Here is a 21,891-nt window from a genome sequence, read left to right on the forward strand (position 1 = left end):
ATAAGCCAACTTCTATCGCGTGATCGATTTTGAGGGGCGGATCTGATGGCGGTGGGATATAAGGGGTACCAGATTGACTATCGGCGGCCGTTGGGGGAGCCGGCCCTGGTTGCACCAACATCGCCGCAATGGCGGGTGTTCAAGAACCCCATCGCCATCGCAATCGGCGGTGTAGCCGCAGTCCTGCTGGAGTTCGCTGACGCGCGGATCCGGTCCGGTGTTTGGGACCATTCGACGTACAAGCTCGATCCGATCGGCCGGTCAAAGCGTACGGGAATTGCTGCCATGGCAGGCGTCTTCGGGCCAGCAAGTGCGGCGCGGCGCATCATTGGCGGCGTCAACCGAATGCACCGCAAGGTCGTGGGCGAAACGCCGAACGGGGAGGCTTATCGCGCCCTCGATCCCGAACTGCTGGACTGGGTCAGCGCTACCGCCGCATACGGCTTTCTGGAAGCTTACCATTGCTTCGTTTCGCCCCTGAGCGAGGAGGATCGGCGCACCTATTATCGCGACGGGGAGCCCATCGCCCGGCTCTACGGGGTGGAAAATCCGCTTTCCAGCGACGCTGACTTCTTCGCCATGCTCGACAGGCTGCTGCCAAGGTTTGAGGCGCATCCCATCAATCTCGAATTCCTTGCCATCATTCAGTCCGGCAAGGCAGCTTCGGCCGTGCCAAAGATCCTGCATCGCGCGCTCGCCCGCGCGGCCATTTCGCTCTTGCCGGACGCCGTGCGGGACCGGCTGGAGCTGGGCGCGGAGTTTGACCTGACTGTGACCGACAGGTTGTTGCTGCGAACCGCCGGAAAGCTGGCGGGCAAGGTGCGTAGCCGTCAGTCACCTGCGTGGCAGGCGGCGCAACGCTTGGGCTTGCCCGGGGAGTTTGCGTGGCTCTCGCCCGCGAAGCAACGAAAGATGGTTGGCGGGCGCGCATCGGTGCGTCCGGGGCACGCTGCAACCCTGACATAGGTGTCAGGGAGTGCGTCTGATCGGCGCTGCTACAGGAGATCAATCAAGACGCCCGAAATAGGGTGCTGGGCTACTATTGGGAGGGGATTTATGGCCAAAATGGGTCGTACGCGCACTGGGCTGCAGATCGGTGCCAGCTTGCTTGCCGTGGTCATGGCCGGCACTGCTCACGCGCAGGATGCCGCGGCGGATCAGACGAACGCGGTCGCGGAGCCCGCGGCTGCAGGTACCGCCGGTGCCCCCGCGCAGCAGACGGCGCGCGATGATGTAGGGATCGGCGAGATCGTCGTCACCGCACAGCGCCGCGCGGAATCGATCAACCGGGTCGGGATTTCCGTTCAGGCGCTGGAGTCCGAAACGCTGCAGGAGCTGCGGGTCCAGAACGTGCGCGATCTTGCCGCCGTCGTTCCGAGCTTCACGGTTGCGCAAAGCTATCAAGGCGTGCCGACCTACACGCTGCGCGGCATTGGCTTCAACTCGATCAACCTGTCCGCGCAATCGACCGTCGGCACCTATGTCGATGAAGTCGCGTACGCTTATCCGATCATGAATACCGGCCCGCTGATCGATATCGAACGGGTCGAGGTGCTGAAGGGGCCGCAGGGCACGCTTTACGGCCGCAACACCACCGCCGGCCTCATCAACTTCGTCACGGGTAAACCGAGCGAGGACGCCTCGGGCGCGATGAGCGTGGACGTCGGCAATTACGAGACGTTCAATGTCGGTGGCTATGTCACCGGCCCGATCGCCGAGGGCATTCAGGCCCGCATCGGCTATCGCGTGGATCTCAGCAACGATGGCTGGCAGGTGAGCAACAGCCGTCCCAACGAGCGTCTTGGCCGCGTGAAGCGCTACGGCCTCCGCGGCTCGCTGGCGCTTCAGCCGGGGCCGTTCGAAATCGATCTGTCCGCCACCTATTGGGTCAACAAGTCGGACACGGTCGCTGGCCAGGCGATCGGCTTCACCCCGGCGACCACGCCCGGCGGTGGCGGCGCGGCCAGTAACTTCAACGCACCGGGCGCGGCGGCCTATATCGCTGCCAATCGGCCAACCAGCGGCAGTCAGGCGGATTGGGCGCCCTATGCACGGCGTTCGTCCGACATTGGCCGCGGCGCAGGCCTCAAGGATCCGCTGGCTGAGAACAACTACTTCCTCGGCCTCAAAGGCCGGGTCCAGCTTGAAGTCGCCGACAACGTGCGGGTTGTGTCGCTCACCAGCTACAATGAATTTGATCGTGACGCGACGTTCGACTGGTCCGGTATTCCCAACGAGGTCCTGATCCAGGAGGCGGACGGCCGCATCAAGAGCTTCGGTCAGGAACTGCGTGTCGAGGGTGACGGGCCGGGCTACAACTGGCTGGTCGGCGGCTATTATGCCAAGGACAAGATCGCGGACACCAACCGCACGCTGCTGGGCGAGAACGCGAACTCGGCGCTGATCCGTTTCGCCACGTCGCAGCTGATCAATACCCCGATCAACACGTTCGGCTACACGCTCGCCGATGCCGCAACGACATTCCGTACCTATCGCGACGAGGGCTCGTTCGACACTCGCACGTGGAGCATCTTCGCCAACGGCGACTACGCCTTCTCCGATCTGATCAAGCTGACGCTCGGCGCGCGCTATACGCAGGACTTGCAGAAGTTCACGGGCTGCTCGCGTGATTTCAACGGCAGCATGCTGACCAACATCAACCTGTTCAACCGCGGTCTTTATCAGCGTCTCTTCAATCCGACCGGGCCGCTCGCGGCGCCAATCGGGCTGAACGAGTGCAACACGTTTGACCCGGCCACGAACAGCTTCGGTGTGGTGAACTCGCGCCTGGAAGAGGACAATTTCGCATGGCGCGGCTCGCTTGACATCACGCCGAACTCGACGACGCTGATCTATGCCTCAATCTCGCGTGGGTATAAGTCGGGCACGTCGCCGATCAACGCTGCCAGCAACGCTCGTCAGAACTTGCCGGCCCGTCAGGAGCAGCTGACCGCGTATGAAATCGGCGCGAAGCTCGGTCTGCTGGATCGCAAGGTGCAGCTCAATCTTGCTGGCTTCTATTACGACTATAAGGACAAGCAGATCAGCGCCTACTTCGCTGATCCGATCTACACCGCGCTTGCGCGCCTCGATAACATCCCGAAGTCAGAGGCCTACGGCGTCGAAGGTGAACTCACCGTTCGTCCGGCGCGTCCGCTGACCCTGATGGCGAACGCGCTTTGGCTGAAGACGCGCATCAACGGCTATGTCGGCACCAACGCCGCCGGCCAGTCGCAGAATTTCGACGGCGCGCGCTTCATCTACAGTCCCGAGTGGACCCTCTCCGGAACCGCACTCTTCGATCAGCCGCTGACCAATGATCTCAGCTTCACGGCGAACACCAACGTGCGCTGGCAGTCGCGTCAGACCACGATCTTCGAACGCAACCCGCTTTACGACATCAAGGCATATACGGTGGTGAACGCTGGCTTTGGCGTCAAGGCGACCGATGAGAGCTGGGCGTTGAACGTCTGGGCACGCAACCTGTTCGACGAATATTATTGGAATGCTGTAGCCAGCAATGCCAACATTGTGGTTCGTTTCCCGGGCCAGGTGCGCACTTATGGCGCGACTGCGACATTCCGGTTCTGACGGCGAAAAGGAGCGGAAATCAGCATGACTGACTTGCCGACGACCTTTGGCGAAGCGCTGGCCCGGCACGCGGCGGAAAGGCCGCATCAGGTCGCTCTTCGTTTCGAGGATCGGGTTACCGATTATGCGACGTTTGACCGACACGTCACTCAGATCGCCAATGGCCTCCTCGCCCTGGGCCTGAAGAAGGGCGATCGAGTCGCATATCTCGGCAAGAACAGCGACTGGGCGGTGGAACTGGCGCTCGGCACCGCCCGGGCGGGAATGGTGCTGGTGCCGGTGATCTGGCGGCTCGCGCCGGCGGAGGTGGACGGGATCCTCAACGATTCTGGCGCCGCCGTTCTGTTCGTCGAGCCGGCTTTTCAGCGCCAGTTCGCTGCCGAGCAGGTCGTTGTCATGGATGAGGGCTTCGCTCGCTGGCGCGATATGCAGAGCGACGCGCCGCTACCTGTTTCGGTCACGGAGGAGGACATCGTCCTCCAGCTTTACACCTCCGGCACCACGGGCGCGCCGAAGGGCGTCATGCTCAGCCATGCAAACGGCATCCGCCAGCGCAAGAACCAACTCGAGGCGAAGATCGACTGGTTGCTCGCAGATCCTGGCGACACCACGATTATCGCGATGCCCTACGGTCATATCGGCGGCGTCGGTGTGGCGCTTGGTGCGGTGAACAGTGGTCAGGAACTGATCATCCATGCCGAATATGACGCTGGCGACGTCATGGACGCAATCGCTGCGCATCGCGTGCGTCGCCTGTTCCTGGTGCCGGCTGCGATTGGCCTGATGCTTCAGCATCCAAAGGCAGCAACAGCCGACTTCTCCTCCATCGAAACCTTGTCCTACGGCGCCAGCCCAATCCCGCTACCGCTGCTTCAGCAGGCGGTCAAACGCATCGGCTGCGGGTTCGTGCAGGTTTATGGCATGACCGAAACATGGGGATCGATCGTGGCGCTGCCGCCCGAGGATCATCTCCCCGGGCGCGAGCACAAGATGACGGCCGCCGGCAAGGCGTTGCCCGGCGTCGAACTGAAGATCATTGATGAGGATGGCAACGAACTGCCGCCGGGCGAAATCGGCGAGGTCGCGATTCGCAGCCCCAACAACACGGGCGGTTACTGGAACAAGCCGGAGGAGACCTCCAAGGCCCTCATCGGCGACGGTTGGTTGCGCACCGGCGACGCTGGCATCCTGGACGAGGAAGGGTATCTCTACATCCAGGATCGCATCAAGGACATGATCATCACTGGCGCCGAGAACGTCTATCCGGCGGAGGTGGAAAGCGCCATCTATGGCCATCCCGCCGTGGCTGATGTCGCCGTCATCGGCGTTCCTGATCGGAAGTGGGGTGAGGCGGTGAAAGCCATGGTGGTGCTGAAGCCGGACACGCCTTGCGATGAAGCGATGATTATCTCTTACGCGCGGGAGCGGATTGCCGGCTTTAAATGCCCGAAGAGCGTGGAGTTCATCGAAGCGCTTCCACGCAACCCATCGGGCAAGATTTTGCGGCGGACCCTGCGCGAGCCTTTCTGGGCAGGACACGAACGGAGAGTGAATTGACGGCTTTCGCACGAACCGACGAACAGCGGATGCTGGCCGAGACGCTGGATGCGTCTCTGGCGGGCGGGGTCGCTGATTGGAACGCAGCGGTGGTGGCGACAGGACTGGGCGCGCTGGGGGTGCCGGCTGAGGAAGACGGACTCGGCACCGACTTGCGTGACGCCGCGGTAGTCGCAGCGGCGCTTGGCCGGGCGAACGTGGTGCTGCCCTGGGCGGAACATTGGGTGGCGACGCGGCTCGGTGCGAGGGGGGAGGACGGCCCACGCGCGGATACGCGGGAAGCGGTGCTCGTAATGGCGGGCGCAGACAGCAACCGTCGCTGGGCGGAAGACGCGCTGACGGTGCTGCATTGTGCGGAGATCGTTGGCCTGGGGCGCGCGATGTTGCGTGATGCTGCGCTGTTTTCCAAGGAGCGCAAGCAGTTCGGGGTGGCCATTGGCTCCTTCCAGGCATTGCGACACCGCATGGCCGACATGGCGATGATCCTTGAGCAGGCGGACGCGATAACTGCCCTCGCGATCACCGCCTTTGATGGTGAGGACGATGTACGGGCCCGCGCCGTATCCGCAGCACGTGTCGTCTGTGATGACGCAGCGCGGCTGGTGGGCGAGGGCGCGGTGCAGATCCACGGCGCCATGGGCCTGACCGCGGAATTGCGGCTGGGCGGCTATTTTCGTCGCGCGCGGACACTCGCGCAGGGCGATGGCACAGCCCGCGCCCATCTGCGTCGCTACGCAGCATAGAAGGACCAGGGGCCTGCCGGCGGCTTGCCGGCAGCCTCGTTCTGCCGTGGATCGGTAGCATACCTCGATACAGCAGGCAGACGGCGAGAAGCGGCCGAAGCGCGAACAACATGCCGGCCAGCGGCGCCTTGCTCTAACCCGCTGGCACCTCTGAAAAAGGCGAGGGGCAAGCAAGCTGCTCCGCGAAAGACGTAAAGGCAGGCCGCGGATCAGCCTCTCCGCAGGTGGCTCACCGGCTGGCTCATGAGTCTGAAGGGTGGCCGCGCGGTGCGAGGGAGCGCCTCTCCGGTCGGTTAAATCAATAATTCCACTGCAATTGAGTGCGGATTAGCTGTCCTTCGGCACGCCCGAGGCGTCGTTCGTCAGGCTCGCGGCGCGTCATGTCAGCGTAGGCGATCGTGACTTCGAGCGGCTCGATCGGCTGAAATTCGATCCCGAGTTCCAGTTCGTTTGTTTCCAGCCGCGGCGCATTCGTGATGGCCTTCCACCCGCCTCGGTAACGCTGCCACCGTAAATAGGGCATGAACGGGCCCAGCGGACTTTGCCGAACTCGCGCCATGCCTTGTATATAGCCACCGTTCAGGTCACGCGTGACGATCGTGCCACTCAGAGGGTCGAACTCAGGCCCACGGCCCCAATTCCATTCGGCCTGCAATCCGAACGGCTGGGGATAGAGGATGGCGTGAAAGCCAACCCGATCGTCCTGAAAATCCTTCGCGCTGACGCCTCCGGTCCGCACCTCCGGCCGCACGCGGTTCCGCATCACCGCACCACCCAGTTCCAGCACCTGCCCGTGGAAGGCGGGGCCCAGGCTGTCCAGCTCGAAGGGCCAGGTCGCCATCGCCACGGTCATCAGACCATTGTTCCGTTCCGTTCGATTGACGCCCTGGCCGTTGAAGAAGCCAACTCCAAAAGCGCCATAGTTGCCGAACAACTTCTGCCCGTCGTGCGCCAATCGATCCCAGGTCTGCTGGACGGAGGGTGGTGTGAAGAAGCCGACGACGCCCAAGTCGCGCTCCGATGGTATCGCGCTGTTGATGCCGTCGGACCGGTCGAGCGTCAGACGATTAGAAGACGATTGCAGGTTCTCCCAACCGAACGGTACCTTCGACTGCCCAACGCGAAGGCGGAAACGACGGTCGCCGTTGGGAAACCAGTCCACATAGGCATCCCGGAGCTGCGCGAAGCCTTCCCGACGCTCATCGTTTGACTGATTGCTGATCGCATTGGCGAAATCCGGCTGAAAGTAGAAGGACACTTCGTCCGAGATGTCGCCGGAGAATACGAGCCGTATGCGTCGGAAGGTGAAGTTGCCCTGATCGGTGATTCCGCTGTCACCGGGCGTGCGCAGGCGTGATCGGCCGGCAGGGGCGCTTGCATCGCCAGAAATGATTTCGTTCAGCCGCACCTGCGTGTAACCGCGCAGGCTGATCCGCTTGTACCATGGCCGCTTCTCTGCGGTGCCGGCATCCGCCAGGACGCTTGGTGTCGCCGTCGAAACCGGCGCTTCGGCCGTCCCCTCTGCGGTTTGCAGGGCGGTAGGCGCCCGCTCAGCGGTGCCCATAACCGGGGGCGGTGCGCTTGCGACAGCCGGGGGTTGCGACGAACGGACGCCAACCGCCGCCGCACTGGCCGGCTGCGATGATGATGCATTCGCCTCCGGCGAGGGCGCGCTGCCGATCTTCGCTTTCTGAAGCTCAATCAGCTCCTGCAATTGCGCCTTCAGGTCGTCGATCTGCCGCTGGAGATCCTGCACCGTCTGCGCCTGCGCCGGAACCGGCGCCACCGCCGTTCCCAGCATCAGCGCCGCGATTCGCAGGTGATGCCTCATCGTCCGATCCTTGACGCCATTGGAGAAGCCGCACTTCGACCTCTGCCGATCAACCACTGACGCAAGCCCTATGCCCGATTGCCGGGCCAGGCAATCGGGGCAGAAACGGTGCGGCTGATCAAGGGCGCGGCGAGGATGCTAAGCTGCCTGATCCACCACGACGCGGGCGATCAGGTCGCGCTGAATCTCGTTCGATCCGGCGTAGATGCTGGCCGCGCGATTGTTCAGATATTTGGGCATGGCGATGGCAATCGCGTCGGGTGCGTCCTCGATGTGGCCCTCCCACCCTGCCGCGATTTCCAGTGCGAGCAAGTCGATGCGCTGCGACGTCTCGGTGCCCAGTACCTTGAGCATCGACGGGCGCACCGCATCGCTCGGGCCGCCGCCTTCCAGGCCGGCGAGTTCGATGGCGCGAAGCGCGTCCACCGCTATTGTTTCCCGGGCAAGCCGCTCGCGATTGCCCTCATGCTCCAGCCAGCCTGTTGCCTGCGCCGCCTCGCGCACCATGTCGAGAAATGCGGCGAGCCCGGGCGCATATCGCCCGGAACGCTCAAAGGTGAGGAGGTGCTTGGCGACGGTCCAGCCATCATTCTCCTCGCCCAGCCGGCCGCTGACCGGCACCCGCACATCATCGAAGAACACTTGGTTGAATTCATGTTCTCCAGCGAGAGTGTGGATCGGCGACACGGTGATGCCGGGCGTCTTCATTTCGAGCAGCAGGAAGGTGATGCCCGTCTGCGGCCGGCCCTCGGTGCTGGTGCGAACCAGGCAGAACATGCGGTTTGCGAAATGCGCGTGCGTGGTCCAGATTTTGGAACCGTTCAGGACGTAATCATCGCCATCGCGCACCGCACGCAGCTTCAGCGAGGCGAGGTCCGATCCCGAGCCCGGCTCCGAATACCCCTGGCACCAACGATCCTCGCCGGACAGGATGCGTGGCAGCAGCGTCGCCTTCTGCTCGGGCGATCCATAATGCATGATAACGGGCGCCACCATCTTCAGGCCCATCGGGGATAGGCCCGGCGCATGCGCGCGAGCATATTCTTCTGCCCAGATGTAGCGCTGGATTTCGTTCCAGCCGGTGCCGCCATATTCGACTGGCCAGTCGGGCGCCGCCCAGCCTTGCTGGTGAAGAATGCGCTGCCACGCGTCGGCGATGTCTGGGTGCAGGAAAACGCTGGTTCCCCGCCGTGCACCGCGGCGCAGCTCCGGCGTCAGCTTTTCGGATAGAAACTGGCGCACCTCCTCGCGAAAGGTGCGCGCTTCTGCGCTGTTCAGGCTCTCCATGCACGCCACCGTGCGCCGCGGCGCTGGCTGGCGCACCTGACGCTCCTGTCAGGTTTCAGGATCCAGGCGGAAACGGCCCACCGTTCAGGCGTGCGGCCCGAGAAAGCCGTGGCCGGTCGCGATCTGGATCATCCGCGCCCGCGTCGTCGCCCCCAGCTTTTCCGCGGCATTGCGCAGGTGAAAGCGCACGGTGGAAACGGACAGCGACAGGATCGTTCCGATTTCCGCATTGGTTTTGCCGGCTGCGGCCCAGCGAACGCATTGTGCTTCGCGTGCGGAAAGCTGTCCCGGCGGCTTGCGGGCGCGTCGCGTCGTCAGTTCGGTGTGGGCCGCGAGAAATCGATAGGCGAGGGCGAACATCGATTCCGCGTGGCGCGTGAAGCTGTCGGCGATGTCGATCGGCTCCGCGGCCACCCACAACACCGTACCCACTTGGCCGCCCGCCAGGTGAACAGGCGCGATGATCGCCCCGGTGAACCCGAACTCTTGCCAGACGTGAGAGCAATCTATCCCGTCCAGTGCGCTGGTATCACGCCATGAACCGAGACGCCCGTCGGCATACCAGATCGGCTCGGCAAAGATCCGCGCGGCGTGGAGGAAGGTAGATCGCAGTGCCAGACTGCGGTTGCGCCAATAACAAGAGGCGGAAGCCAGCCACGGCATACGTTCGGCATAGGCTTGGCCGTTCCGGTCGGCCATGGGTGCCGCATCGCCCAGGTCGCTTTGCGCGGCCACGAACGGCAGGCCAGCGCGTTCGCCCACCGCGACCACTTGCGCGGCCAAGGCGTCGACATCATCCCATGACAGGCCTGCCGGCATGAAAGATTGCATGTGCGCTCCCGCTCCCGGGGAGGACCGCTAGACGCCGGCTCGCCTCGCGACAAGGCCGCCTCTTGCCTTGATCGCCAGATCGCGTCATCCAAGTCCGTAACTATAGTTATGGTGAGAAAGGGAGAGGCATGAGCGGAGACTTCGCAGGTAAGCATGTATTCGTCGCAGGCGCATCGAGCGGCATCAATCTGGAAATTGCGCACGGCTTTGCCCGCGCTGGCGCCAAGGTGACGGTGCTCAGCCGAAGCGCAGAAAAGATCGAGGCCGCTGCTGCCGGCATTCGCGAGACAGGTGCGGAGGCGCTCGGCATTTCGTGCGACGTGCGCGACTATGAAGGGCTGGAGGCCGCCTACGCCCAAGCAACCGGCAAGTTTGGCTCCGTCGACGTTCTCGTATCAGGCGCCGCTGGCAATTTCCTGGCGCCGGCCGTGAAGCTGTCGGCAAATGCATTCAAGACGGTGGTGGACATCGACCTGCTGGGCACGTTCAACGTCTTCCGCGCCAGCTACGATCACCTGACGAAGCCGGGCGCGTCGCTGATCGCGATCACGGCTGGCCAGGCTGTGCACCCCTCGGCCTTCCAGATCCACGCTTGCGCGGCAAAGGCTGGGGTCAACATGGTCACCAAGTGCCTGGCGCTTGAGTGGGGTCCCGCGGGGATCCGGGTCAACGGCATCTCGCCGGGACCGATCGGCGACACGGAAGGCATGAAGCGCCTGGGCGGCGACCCGGCGCGAGAAGCGCAGATCAAGAGCCGCCTTGCGCTGCGTGACTATGGCACCAAGGCCGACATCGCCGAAGCCGCATTGTGGCTGTCGAGTCCGCAGGCGAAATACGTCACGGGCGCGATCATCAATGTCGATGGCGGCAGCGACCTCGGCGACGCCAGCGCAAACGCGCTCGGCTGATCTTTCGTTGATACGGGGTGCGGAGGGGCCGTCAGCCTCTTCGTACCCCCGCCGGGTCTCAGCCCTTCGTAGGGCCGATCCCCAGGTCAGCCGGGCCAAAGGCGTCCGGCAGCAACTGCGACAATAGATAGCTGTTCACCGCGTCGCCCTCGGCGCCGGCGCAGTGGACCCGAATATCTCGGCCGCCAATCTGCGCCGCCTCGTTGATCACTTGGCGGCATCGACCGCAGGGCCGCACCACTTCCTCGCCGACGATCGCACCGTCCCGGATCATGCCGCCCACGACGCCGATCGCCACCACCTGGGCAAGCCGCCCCTGCGCGTTGGCTGTGGCCAGTGCCACCGTCTCGGCGCACAGCGACAAGCCATAGCTTGCATTTTCGAAATTGGCGCCGTTCACGATGGATCCGTCCGACAGCAGCACGGCTGCTCCGACCCCAAATCCGGAGTAAGGGGCATGGGCGTTGGTCGCCGCGGATCGGGCCAGCGCGATCAGGTGAGTCGCTTCGTCGTTCATGATGCTGCTACGTTCCAGTTCACCGGGCCCATGATGCCGTCGATCCGGCGGATGTCGCTCGCCCGCCACATGCGCCACGGTCGGGAGGCATAATCAGGCATGAAGAAATTGCCCATTGCCCAGATCGGACGGGGCAGCGCGCCGGCAAGTTCATATTCCTTCTCGAACTGTCGCGACACGCGCAGCAGCACTGGCTTTCCGGTATGGGCCTCGATCAGGTCCGCGGCACGACGCACGTCCTCGATCAAAGCCTGCCGCTCGGGACGGGCAGTGCAACCCTCGGCAAAGTCGAAATCGATCGCGGTCGGCAGCGCATCATCATCGCGCGGCACCATTGTGTTGAACGCATTCGCCTGATCGATACCGGGCTCGCACAGCGACCATACGTGGACGGCGCCACGGCGCAGCCCGGCACCTGCCATGTTCTGCCAGTTCTCCTCGAATCGCGCATCACGGCGCCGCCCACCGTACGTGGCGACGGCATAAGCAAAGTCCGCCCCGCCGCCGGCCACGACCTTCCATTCGACGGCGCCATTGGCCTCGCTCACGTCGACACCTTGGACGGCGAACTTCTCGCTTGCTGGGCGCCAGCGAACGGCTTCGCGCCAACCGAATGCTCCCAGAACAGCAAGCATGGCAAAGATCAGGAGGAATCGCCTCACCCGAAACACGTAAGTTCAACCCTTGATGTGAAGGACGCAGATCAGCGTGAAGAGCCGCCGTGCGGTATCGAAATCCAGCTCGATCTTGCCCTTGAGCCGTTCCATCAGCAGCTCGGCACCCTCATTATGGATGCCGCGCCGCGCCATGTCGACCGTTTCGATCTGTTGCGGCGTTGCCTGGCGGATCGCTTGATAATAGCTGTCGCAAATGGCGAAATAATCCCGGATCGGACGGCGGAACCTGCCCATGCCCAGGATGTGCGCTTCCAGGTGCGACCCGTCCTCCCGCTTGATCTGCAGGATCAAACGGCCCTCCTCGACAGAAAGAGCGAGCCGGTATGGCCCCGCATATCCATCGGCATGCTGCTTCTGCGGAGCGAAATGATTGCCTTCGATCAGATCGAAGATCGCAATCCGACGTTCCTGCTCGATATCGGCCGAGCGCCACAGGATCGTGCGCTCGTCCAGTTCGATGTCGATGATCCGCGGATCGGGCATTAAGCCGCGATAGAGGCCAAAGGCGCCGCCGACAATTCTCGTAATCCACAGCCCCGCCGGTTCCCGTTTCGGCTCGGCGGCGATACAAGCAGATCAATCATGGCGACTCTGGCATTCCCGCAACCGGCTCCGGCCGAACCCGTTCAGCTGCCCCGCAACGTCGAGGCGGAAGCCGCGTTGCTCGGCGCGATGATGATCGACAACCGGCTTGCCGACGATATCGTCGACCGGCTCGACCCGGCGCACTTCTATGAACCGGTGCACGGCCGCATCTTTGCTGCGATCAAGACGCTGCGTACGAACGACATGCTGGCCACCCCGGTCACGCTGCGTCCGATGTTCGAGGCGGACGAGGGGATGCGGGAGCTTGGCGGCCCGGCCTATCTGGCCCAGCTCACGGGCTCGGGCGCTGGCCTCATCGGCGCGCGCCAGTTCGCGCAGCAGATCTACGATCTCGCCATGCTCCGCTCGCTGGTGACGGTCGGCCGCACGTTGGTCGAGCGCGCGATGGACACCTCGGAGGAAGTGAACCCGCGCGCCCAGATCGAACTCGCCGAGGAGGAACTGTTCAAGGTCGCCGCCGACGGCACGACCGAAAACGCCATCAAGAGCTTCGCGCAGGCCACCAAGGTCGCGCTGAAGATGGCGGAAACGGCGCTCAACTCCGGCGGCAAGGTCTCCGGCATCACCACCGGCTTCGACACGGTCAACGCGCGCATCGGCGGCATGCACCGGTCGGACTTGATGATCCTCGCCGGCCGTCCCGGCATGGGCAAGACCTCGCTTGCCACCAACATCGCCTTCAACGCCGCGCAGCGCTGGATGATGGACATGAAGGCCGGCATTGCGCCGAGCGAATCGATCGGCGCCAAGGTCGCGTTCTTCAGCCTCGAAATGTCCGCCGACCAGCTGGCGACGCGTATCCTGGCGGAGCAATCGCGCATCACCTCCGAAAAGCTGCGCCGCGGTGACATCAGCCGGGCCGAGTTTCACCAGCTGGCCGCGGCGGCGGCCGACCTCGAGAACCTGCCGCTGTTCATCGACGATACCGGCGGCCTCTCGATCAGCGCGCTTCACACCCGCGTGCGCCGCCTCCAGCGTCGCCATAATAACGAAATTGGTCTCGTCATTGTCGACTACCTTCAACTTCTGTCCGGCAGCGGCAAGTCCAGCGACGGCAATCGCGTGCAGGAAATCTCCGAAATCAGCCGTGGTCTGAAGACGCTGGCGAAGGATCTCCACGTTCCCGTGCTCGCCCTCTCGCAGCTCAGCCGCGCGGTGGAGCAGCGCGAGGACAAGCGCCCGCAGCTGTCCGACCTTCGCGAATCCGGCTCGATCGAGCAGGACGCCGACATGGTCTGGTTCGTGTTCCGCGAGGATTATTACGTCGCCGCCAAGGAGCCCAAGCGGCCGACGGAGGGCGACGCGGCAAAGATCTTCGAGGATCACGCGCAATGGGCGAGCGACATGGAGCGCGTCTTCGGCCTTGCCGAATTGATCATTGCCAAGCAGCGTCACGGCGCGACCGGCAAGGTGACGATGAAGTTCGACCCTGCCGTAACCCGGTTCAGCGACTATGCCGGCTACTGATCCCCATCCGTTGTCCCGGACTTGGTTCCCGGATCCCGCTACGTAGCATTTCGCTTGTTGGGCAGTGGCACCCCGGCCCATGCCGGGGTGCCCGCTCCCTGAGGAAGGTGGCTCAGAAAACCGGTTCTTCGCCCGGCTTCTCCGGCACGTGAATGCCGCACTCCACCTTTTCCCAACCGCGCCAGCGGCCCGCGCGCGGATCCTCGCCGGGCAGCACCTTGGACGTGCACGGTTTGCAGCCGATGGAGGGATAACCGTCCGCCTCCAACGGGTGCCGCGGCAATTCATGCTCCGCGAAGTAAGCTTCCAGTCGCTCCTTGTTCCAGTCGGCGAGCGGGTTCAGCTTCAATCGACCGTCATCGATCTCGAACCGCGGCAATGCGGCCCGCGTTGCGGACTGGAAACCCTTGCGTCCCGAAATCCACGCGTCGAACGGCAGCAGCGCGCGCCGAAGCGGCTCCACCTTGCGGATCTCGCAGCAGCCGTCCGGATCATAGGACCAGCGCAGCCCGGTCGCGTCCTTTGCGGCCAATATGCGGGGATCAGGCCGAAAGACGCGCAAGTCCGTCAGACCCAGCCGCTCGGAAAGTTCATCACGATATTCAAGCGTTTCCCCGAACATCTTCTGGGTGTTGGTGAAGATGACCGGCACATCCTTGTCGACCTGTGCCACCATGTGCAGCAGCACGGCCGATTCGGTGCCGAAGGAGGAAACAGCGGCCACGCGGCCCTTGAGCTCGCCGGTAAGCAGGTCAGCGAGCATGTCTTGGGTAGAAACACCCGCGAAGCGCGCCTCCATCGCCGCCGCATCCGCGCTCGTAAAGGCGGGTGCGACGTCGATCATGTCGAGGCGGCGAGCGGCATTAGCCATGACGTAACTTCCATATGGGCACCGTCTGGTCGGCGGCGCGCTGATAAGGGTGATCGTATCGATCCAGACTGCGTTGCAGGGTCTCGCCATCGACCGGCGCCTCGGGGGCAAAGCTGTCGAAGCCACAGCGGCGCATATGCGGGATCTGGTCGACCAGCACGTCGCCCGCCGCGCGCAATTCGCCGGTGTAGCCGGCCTCGCGCAGGATACGTGCGGCGGAATAACCCCGCCCGTCACGGAACGTGGGGAAGCTGACCTCCACCAGGGCAAGCTGACCGAGCAGCGGGAGCAGCGCCCGCGCATCGTCGCCGGCCTCCAGCCGCACGGCCCCGGCGTTGGTCTGGCCGTCCAGGAACGAGTCCAGCGTCACTGCCGGCTCGTCATGGGCTTCATCGTCGCGAAAGCGCAGAAGATTGTCTTGGGTCATATCTGCCATGTTCTGATCACTTGCGCGATGAACGCGAGAGGAGCGAAGGGTGGGGCGTGTTCGCCGTGCCACAGGACAGCGAACTGACGTTCGCGCCGCTGTAGCCGCCGCCGGGGAGCGGCACGCGGTCAACCATAAATGGCTTCCTTGAACGTCTCGAAGCCAACACGGCGGTAGGTGTCGAGGAAGCGCTCGCCCGGCTCGCGCACCTGAACGAAACGGTCGGTCACGCGCTCGATCGCGTCGACGACCCCATCCTCGTCGAAACCGGGGCCCGTGATCTTGGCGAGGCTCACGTCCTCCGCGCCCGATCCGCCGAGCGAGAGCTGGTAATTCTCCTTGCCCTTCTTATCGACGCCGAGGATGCCGATGTGCCCGGCATGGTGGTGGCCGCAGGCGTTGATGCAGCCCGAGATCTTGAGCTTCAGCTCGCCCAGGTCGCGCTGGCGATCGAGATCGCTGAAGCGCTGCGCGATCTTCTGCGCCAGCGGGATCGACCGCGCATTGGCGAGGCTGCAATAATCGAGGCCGGGGCAGGCGATGATGTCGCTGATGAGGTCGAGGTTCGCCTCGGCCAGCCCCGCCTCGGTCAGCTTCTGCCACACCGCATAGAGGTCAGCCTTGCGCACATGCGGCAGGACGATGTTCTGCGCATGGGTCACGCGCAGCTCGTCGAACGAGTAACGCTCGCCGAGGTCCGCCATCACGTCGATCTGGTCGGCCGAGGCGTCGCCCGGGATGCCGCCGACCGGCTTCAGCGACACGTTCACGATCGCATAGCCCGGCTGCTTGTGCGCCTTCACATTCTGATCCAGCCAGACGGCGAAATCGGGATCGCTGCGATCCACCTCATCCGACAGCCCGCTCTCGAACGCGGGTGGCGCAAAGAAGGCGCTGATCCGCTCCAGCTCTGCCACCGGAGGGTCGATGCCCAGCGTCTTCACATGGGCGAATTCCTCCTCGACCTGGCGGCGATATTCGTCGGGGCCCAGTTCGTGCAGCAGGATCTTGATCCGCGCCTTGTAGATATTGTCGCGCCGGCCGTAGCGATTGTACACGCGCAGGCACGCCTCGAGGTAGCTCAGCAGCTCGTCGGCGGTGACGAAATCGCGGATTTCGTGCGCGATCATCGGGGTGCGGCCCATGCCGCCGCCAACGAAGATCTTGGCGCCCAGCACGCCGTCCTTCTTCAGCAGCTCGATCCCGATATCGTGCAGCCGCATCGCCGCGCGATCCTCCGCGGCGGCGATCACCGCGATCTTGAACTTGCGCGGCAGGTAGGTGAACTCGGGGTGGAACGTCGACCATTGCCGCAGCAGCTCGGCCCAGGGGCGCGGGTCGGTCACTTCGTCGGCGGCCGCGCCGGCGAACTGGTCCGAACTGATGTTGCGGATGCAATTGCCGCTGGTCTGGATGGCGTGCATCTCCACCGTTGCCAGCTCGGCGAGGATATCGGGCGCATCCTCCAGCTTGATCCAGTTGAACTGGATGTTCTGGCGCGTGGTGAAATGGCCATAGCCGCGGTCATACTTGCGCGCGACATGCCCCAGCATCCGCATCTGCCGGCTGCTCAGCGTGCCATAGGGCACCGCCACGCGCAGCATATAAGCGTGCAATTGCAGGTACAGGCCGTTCATCAGCCGCAGCGGCTTGAACTGGTCCTCGGTCATCTGACCCGCGAGGCGCCGCTTCACCTGGTCGCGGAATTCCTCCACCCGGGCGTCGACGATCGACTGGTCGTACTGGTCATACTGATACATCGTGTCTTCCTGGTCCCCGCCGGTCGCTGGCGGGATCGAGGGTTAAATTACCCAGCTGCCCGCGTCGGGATCAGCCGGCTTCAGCGTCAGGTCCGGGCGGACGGTGGGGCCCAGCGCGCGGATCCGGTCCTTGATATGCGCCGGCCGCGGCCCCTCGGGCGTCGCCACCGCATCGATCACATAGGGCACGTTGACGCGGCGGGCGCCTTCCTCCGCCTTGGCGATCGCCTCGCCGCGATCACCCACGTCGACGGCATCCTCGACATGGCGCGACCAGCCTTCGCCGGTCCACCATGTGACGTCGCCGGTCACCAGATCATTCCCCGTCAGCAATTTCATCCGTTCATGCTCTCCGCAGCACGCGCCCAGGCCACCAATTTGTCCTCCGCATCCGACAGTTCGACCACTTCGCCCACGACGATGATCGCCGGGCTCGCCACCTTCTCGCGCGTCACCATCGCGCCCAGGTCCGCCAGCAGCGTCTTCAGCGCCCGGTGGCCGGGGCAGGTGCCCTTTTCCAGCACCGCGACGGGCATGTCGGGCGCGACGCCATCGGCGATCAACTTGTCCGCAATCGCATCCGCCGTCGCGACGCCCATGTAGATCACCAGCGTGCGTCCCTGGCCGGCAAGGCCCGACCAGTCCTGCTCGGTCAGCCCCTTGCACTGGCCGGCGACGAAGCTGACCGCGCTGGAATGGTCGCGATGCGTCAGCGGCAGCATCGCCTCCGCCGCGCAGCCGAGCGCCGCCGAGACACCCGGGATCACCTCGACGGGAAGACCAGCGGCGCGCACCGCCTCCACTTCCTCGCCGCCGCGCCCGAAGATGAACGGGTCGCCGCCCTTCAGCCGAACGACCACGCTGCCGGCACGTACATGCGCGACGATAAGCGCATTGATCGCCTCCTGCGGCAACGTATGCCGCGCACGCCGCTTGGCCACCGAAATGCGGTGCGCGTCGGCGGGTGCCAGATCCAGCACGCGCATGTCGATCAGGCCATCGTGAACGATCACGTCCGCTGACTTCAGCGCTTCCACCGCACGCACGGTCAACAGCCCGGGATCGCCCGGGCCAGCACCGACTAGGATGACGCGCCCACGCGCATCGGGATCGAGAAGGCTTGCCATGCTCGGGAAGATGGCGTGCCCGCCTGTCCGCATCAACCGAGCGATGCTTGACGATGCCGTAGGATAGCTATGCCAAAAGGTTAAGTGCGCCTCACGCGCAGCCCTCAACATAACCGAGCACCGGCATGGTACCGACGTGGATCAGGCTGACCTTGCGATCCTGCCCGATCTCGAAGCGCAACGCCGGGTCGCCGCTCCGTGCGTTGGGTGCGGTCAGATACTTGGCTGGCGCCTGCTCATATTCGTGGCGTTCCTCACGGAACCCGCCAAACGCCCGTTTGACGTCCTGCTCGCGAGAGCCGACGCCGATGCCTTCGACCAGCTTGACGTCCGATCGTTCCCCAACAGTGATCCGACGGACCTTGCCGGCGGTGACGATGGCATAAACACCGGGGAAGCGCGGTGAGCTGACGGTTCTGCAATCACCGTCGATCTGCGCGCCGCGCTCGGCCCAGCTGCCACCCGAAGGAACGGCGGCGCCGATGCGCAGATCACCAAGCCCTTCTAGGGCAAGGATCCTGTCAGGCGCACTCGACATGGTCGGCGTCGGTGTGGGCACCGGCGAAGATACCGGCGCAGGCGCAGGAGAGGGCGCCACTTGCGCGTCCGGCTGCGGAGCCGCCTCCGGCACGTCCTGCGTTGCGTCGACCGATTGAGCAGCATTCGACGCGTCGGGCTCGGACGAGCAGGCAACGAGCGATAGGCTAAGGCCAAGGGCGCAGGCGAGTGTTCGCATGCCAACACAACCCCGCGAAGGCAAAGGTGGTTTCCCCGGCCACTCCCTGCCGCTGCCGCCCGACCCCGCGCCGGCCACCCCGGACCGACTGGAAGATAGCAATTGCTGGACCACGGTGCGGCCGCGATCAGGCGTCGCGCAGCCCAATGCCGATCGATGCCCGCGCGGCATCCGCCTCGTTCGAGACCACCGGATAGGCGCAGTAGTCGGCGGCATAATATGCGCTCGGCCTGTGATTGCCCGACCAGCCGATGCCGCCGAACGGCGCCGAGGACGAGGCGCCGTTGGTCGGACGGTTCCAGTTGACGATGCCGGCGCGCGCGCCTGCCCAGAACCGATCGTACAGGGCAGGGGTCTGGCTGATCAGCGAAGCCGACAGGCCATACCGCGTGTTGTTCGCCTCGGCGATCGCCTCGTCGAAGGTGTTGGTGCGCACCACCTGAAGAATCGGCCCGAACAGCTCCATGTCGGGTCGCTCGGTCACCGCCGTCATGTCGATGATGCTCGGCAGCAGGAACGGCTTGTCCGGAACGAGCCGCTCGAGGTGGCGGATCGGCCGCCCGCCGCGCATCAACAGCGCAAGGAAGCTTTCGGTCAGCTGGTCCGCCGCTTCATTGTCGATCACCGGGCCCATGAAAGGGGCGGGGTCGTCGTGGGGAGCGCCAACGATCACGCGGTTCAGCAATCCGTTGAGTTGCTCCATCAGCGGCACACACAGCTTCTCGTCCACGATGAGCCGCCGGGCAGCCGTGCACCGCTGACCCGCCGTGGTAAACGCAGACTGGATGATGATGATCGCCGCCGCGTACAGGTCCGGCGTGTCCCAGACGACGATCGGATTGTTGCCGCCCATTTCGAGCGCCAGGATCTTCTCCGGCTTTTCCGCAAATGCCCGGTTCAGCGCGATCCCGGTGCGCGCCGAGCCAGTGAAGAGCAGCCCATCAATCCCGTCGTGACCGGCCAAGGCGCGGCCTTCATCTGGTCCGCCGATTACCAGCCGGATGCTATCCTCCGGCACACCCGCGGCGCGATAGCAATCCACCAGAAAGGCGCCGGTGGCCGGCGTCTTCTCGGATGGTTTGAACACCACGGCATTGCCGGCGATCAGCGCGGGAACGATGTGGCCGTTGGGCAGGTGGGCGGGAAAGTTGTACGGGCCCAGCACCGCCAGCACGCCGTGCGGCTTGTGGCGGAGCGCCATGCGCGATCCCATCGGCGCATCCAGGCGCCGCTGCGCGGTGCGGTCCGCATAAGCGGAGACCGAGATGTCCACCTTGCCGATAACGGTGTCCACCTCCGTCCGCGCTTCCCATAGCGGCTTTCCGGTCTCACGGGCGATTACATCGGCGAAATCATCCTGACGGGACCGAACCACATTGGCGAACCGGCGCAGGGTTTCGATCCGATAGGTCAGCGGCCGCGCCGCCCAGGTCGCCCAGCCGGCACGGGCAGCTGCGACCTCCGCATCCACGTCTCCGATCGCCCCGCGCCACATTTCCGCGCCGGTTGCGGGCTCGAAGGAGATGATTTCGCTCACGTACTGCCCTCAACATCCGATTATTCGGCCTTATGGGTATTCGGCCGCGTGAAACAAGTTCAGCGAAGAGCCTCGCCCATGGCCCGCACGGCCGCAATCTTCGCATGAAACGGCGCCCAATCGTCATGGTCGCGGATCGCTGACCAGATCGCTTCGACCTCTTCGATCAGCATGGAGCACGGCTCACTCGCCCAATAGCGATGCGACCGGTCGCTGCGTAGGGGCGCTGCATCCAGCAGCTTTCGTGCCTCGTCCCATTCCGGGCCATAGCTTGCCGGAAGTGGTTGGGCGAAGGCATCGAAGAAGAAGCGGTCGATGCTGGCGTTGCTTTCGCGCAGCGCGCGCTCGGTTGCTTGCACCAGCGCCCGGTCTGCCTCTGCCGAGACGGCCTTGCGACCCAGCCGCCAGAGCATGGCATCGGTAATCGCCGGCTGATAGGCGGGCGCGAACTGCTCCAGGGCCGCGATGAGAGGATCGGCCTCAACCAGCAGCCGCAGCGAAGAGGCCAGCTGCATGACCGCCCAGTGGATCGCTTCGGGTTGCCGGCCGAAGGCGTACAGGCTGTTGTGGTCGAAATACGCGGCCGTGAAGGCGGGCTCCCATGTCGGCGTGAACCGCCAGGGGCCGTAATCGAAGCTCTCGCCGGTGATGTTGATATTGTCTGTGTTCAGCACGCCGTGAACAAATCCGGCCGCCATATAGCTGGCGGCAAGCCGCGCCGTGCTGCCGACCACCAGCTTCAGCAGCTGAACCGGATCGTCGCTGTCCTCGCCATACAGATTGGCCAGCACATATTGTACAAGCCGCCGCATGTCCGCCGCGTTGCGCTCGAACGCCAGCCGTTGAAAGGTGCCCACCCGAACGTGGCTGTGGCTCAGTCGTACCAGTACCGCCGAGCGGGTCGGCGAGGGTTCGTCCTCGCGGCGCAGCTCTTCCCCCGTTTCGATCAGCGACAAGGTGCGCGATGTCGGGACGTTCAGCGCCTCCAGCATCTCCGTCGCCAGCGCCTCCCGAACTCCGCCCTTCAGCGTCAGGCGACCGTCGCCGAACCGGCTCCATGGTGTCTGTCCCGATCCCTTGGTCCCAAGGTCCATCAGCCGCCCGTCGAGGTCGCGAAGCTGGGCAAAGGTAAAGCCACGACCATCGCCGATATCGGGATTGTACGCGCGAAACTGGTGTCCGTGATAGCGCAGGGCGAGTGGCTGCTGGAGCGAGCCGGATAGCGGCCGGAAGCGGCCGAAATGCTCCGCCCAGCGGCTGTCATCCAGTCCATCGAGGCCGATCTCGGCCGCTGCCCGATTGTTGCGGAACCGGATGATCGTGTGCGGGAACGCTGCTGCCTCGACCACGTCATAGAACTCGTTCCCGAGCGATTGGATGGTCGTCTCGGGTCGGTACGCTTGCGGGTCGAAGGCCAT

General features: G+C 64.4%; 20 protein-coding genes. 6 read left to right on the plus strand and 14 right to left on the minus strand.

What is annotated here, in order from left to right; genetic code table 11:
* Nucleotides 1-45 precede the first annotated feature (45 nt).
* From LQ954_RS05260 to LQ954_RS05275, 4 genes are all read left to right on the plus strand, one after another.
* Nucleotides 46-966, plus strand: coding sequence for an oxygenase MpaB family protein (locus LQ954_RS05260; RefSeq protein WP_231022253.1), 921 nt, complete (start codon nt 46-48; stop codon nt 964-966).
* Between the two features lie 90 nt (nt 967-1,056).
* A complete protein-coding gene (locus LQ954_RS05265; protein WP_231022254.1) occupies nt 1,057-3,591 on the plus strand; it encodes a TonB-dependent receptor in 2,535 nt (844 codons plus the stop codon).
* Between the two features lie 24 nt (nt 3,592-3,615).
* Nucleotides 3,616-5,148: a fatty acid--CoA ligase gene (locus LQ954_RS05270; protein WP_231022255.1), complete on the plus strand. Its 1,533-nt coding sequence runs from the start codon at nt 3,616-3,618 to the stop codon at nt 5,146-5,148.
* Nucleotides 5,145-5,891: an acyl-CoA dehydrogenase family protein gene (locus tag LQ954_RS05275; protein ID WP_231022256.1), complete on the plus strand. Its 747-nt coding sequence runs from the start codon at nt 5,145-5,147 to the stop codon at nt 5,889-5,891. The genes LQ954_RS05270 and LQ954_RS05275 overlap by 4 nt, the downstream gene beginning before the upstream one ends.
* A gap of 298 nt (nt 5,892-6,189) precedes the next feature.
* Here the strand turns inward: LQ954_RS05275 and LQ954_RS05280 are convergent, their stop codons facing one another.
* The 3 genes from LQ954_RS05280 to LQ954_RS05290 form a co-directional block, all read right to left on the minus strand.
* The gene (locus tag LQ954_RS05280; protein ID WP_227770513.1) at nt 6,190-7,722 is read right to left on the minus strand and encodes a porin; all 1,533 of its coding nucleotides are present in this window, start codon (nt 7,720-7,722) and stop codon (nt 6,190-6,192) included.
* A gap of 138 nt (nt 7,723-7,860) precedes the next feature.
* The gene (locus tag LQ954_RS05285; RefSeq protein ID WP_330999940.1) at nt 7,861-9,045 is read right to left on the minus strand and encodes an acyl-CoA dehydrogenase family protein; all 1,185 of its coding nucleotides are present in this window, start codon (nt 9,043-9,045) and stop codon (nt 7,861-7,863) included.
* 48 nt (nt 9,046-9,093) lie between these two features.
* Nucleotides 9,094-9,840, minus strand: coding sequence for a helix-turn-helix transcriptional regulator (locus tag LQ954_RS05290; RefSeq protein WP_227770511.1), 747 nt, complete (start codon nt 9,838-9,840; stop codon nt 9,094-9,096).
* A gap of 128 nt (nt 9,841-9,968) precedes the next feature.
* Between LQ954_RS05290 and LQ954_RS05295 the strand changes: the two genes are divergently transcribed.
* Entirely contained in the window at nt 9,969-10,748 is a 780-nt protein-coding gene (locus LQ954_RS05295; protein WP_231022257.1) for an SDR family oxidoreductase, read from the plus strand.
* Between the two features lie 58 nt (nt 10,749-10,806).
* On the opposite strand, the gene LQ954_RS05300 is transcribed toward LQ954_RS05295, so the two are convergent.
* From LQ954_RS05300 to LQ954_RS05310, 3 genes are read right to left on the minus strand one after another with little or no spacing between them, the layout of a single operon-like run.
* Nucleotides 10,807-11,265 carry a cytidine deaminase gene (locus LQ954_RS05300; protein WP_227770509.1) on the minus strand — a complete coding sequence of 153 codons (459 nt, stop codon included), beginning with the start codon at nt 11,263-11,265 and terminating at the stop codon, nt 10,807-10,809.
* Entirely contained in the window at nt 11,262-11,927 is a 666-nt protein-coding gene (locus LQ954_RS05305; RefSeq protein ID WP_231022258.1) for a GH25 family lysozyme, read from the minus strand. Before LQ954_RS05305 ends, LQ954_RS05300 begins: the two co-directional genes overlap by 4 nt.
* Nucleotides 11,928-11,942: 15 nt before the next feature.
* A complete protein-coding gene (locus tag LQ954_RS05310; RefSeq protein WP_227770507.1) occupies nt 11,943-12,425 on the minus strand; it encodes a UPF0262 family protein in 483 nt (160 codons plus the stop codon).
* A gap of 99 nt (nt 12,426-12,524) precedes the next feature.
* Here LQ954_RS05310 and LQ954_RS05315 point away from each other — a divergent pair, with 99 nt between their 5' ends.
* The gene (locus tag LQ954_RS05315) at nt 12,525-14,015 is read left to right on the plus strand and encodes a replicative DNA helicase (RefSeq protein ID WP_227770506.1); all 1,491 of its coding nucleotides are present in this window, start codon (nt 12,525-12,527) and stop codon (nt 14,013-14,015) included.
* Between the two features lie 112 nt (nt 14,016-14,127).
* Here the strand turns inward: LQ954_RS05315 and LQ954_RS05320 are convergent, their stop codons facing one another.
* The 8 genes from LQ954_RS05320 to LQ954_RS05355 all read right to left on the minus strand — a co-directional run bounded on the left by LQ954_RS05320 (nt 14,128) and on the right by LQ954_RS05355 (nt 21,891).
* On the minus strand, nt 14,128-14,886 hold the full coding sequence (locus LQ954_RS05320; protein ID WP_231022259.1) for a phosphoadenylyl-sulfate reductase: 759 nt from the start codon (nt 14,884-14,886) through the stop codon (nt 14,128-14,130).
* The gene (locus tag LQ954_RS05325; protein WP_231022260.1) at nt 14,879-15,322 is read right to left on the minus strand and encodes a DUF934 domain-containing protein; all 444 of its coding nucleotides are present in this window, start codon (nt 15,320-15,322) and stop codon (nt 14,879-14,881) included. Before LQ954_RS05325 ends, LQ954_RS05320 begins: the two co-directional genes overlap by 8 nt.
* 119 nt (nt 15,323-15,441) lie before the next feature.
* A complete protein-coding gene (locus LQ954_RS05330; RefSeq protein ID WP_231022261.1) occupies nt 15,442-17,073 on the minus strand; it encodes a nitrite/sulfite reductase in 1,632 nt (543 codons plus the stop codon).
* A gap of 42 nt (nt 17,074-17,115) precedes the next feature.
* Nucleotides 17,116-17,412 carry a DUF2849 domain-containing protein gene (locus LQ954_RS05335; RefSeq protein ID WP_046411012.1) on the minus strand — a complete coding sequence of 99 codons (297 nt, stop codon included), beginning with the start codon at nt 17,410-17,412 and terminating at the stop codon, nt 17,116-17,118.
* Nucleotides 17,409-18,200: a uroporphyrinogen-III C-methyltransferase gene (gene cobA, locus LQ954_RS05340; RefSeq protein WP_231022262.1), complete on the minus strand. Its 792-nt coding sequence runs from the start codon at nt 18,198-18,200 to the stop codon at nt 17,409-17,411. The genes LQ954_RS05335 and cobA overlap by 4 nt, the downstream gene beginning before the upstream one ends.
* Nucleotides 18,201-18,291: 91 nt before the next feature.
* Entirely contained in the window at nt 18,292-18,936 is a 645-nt protein-coding gene (locus LQ954_RS05345; protein WP_231022263.1) for a hypothetical protein, read from the minus strand.
* 127 nt (nt 18,937-19,063) lie between these two features.
* Entirely contained in the window at nt 19,064-20,473 is a 1,410-nt protein-coding gene (gene astD, locus LQ954_RS05350; RefSeq protein ID WP_227770500.1) for a succinylglutamate-semialdehyde dehydrogenase, read from the minus strand.
* A gap of 59 nt (nt 20,474-20,532) precedes the next feature.
* Nucleotides 20,533-21,891, minus strand: a complete 1,359-nt coding sequence (locus LQ954_RS05355; RefSeq protein WP_231022264.1) for a protein adenylyltransferase SelO family protein — start codon at nt 21,889-21,891, stop codon at nt 20,533-20,535.

The sequence above is a fragment of the Sphingomonas sp. IC-11 genome (assembly GCF_021043365.1).
GTDB lineage: Bacteria > Pseudomonadota > Alphaproteobacteria > Sphingomonadales > Sphingomonadaceae > Sphingomonas.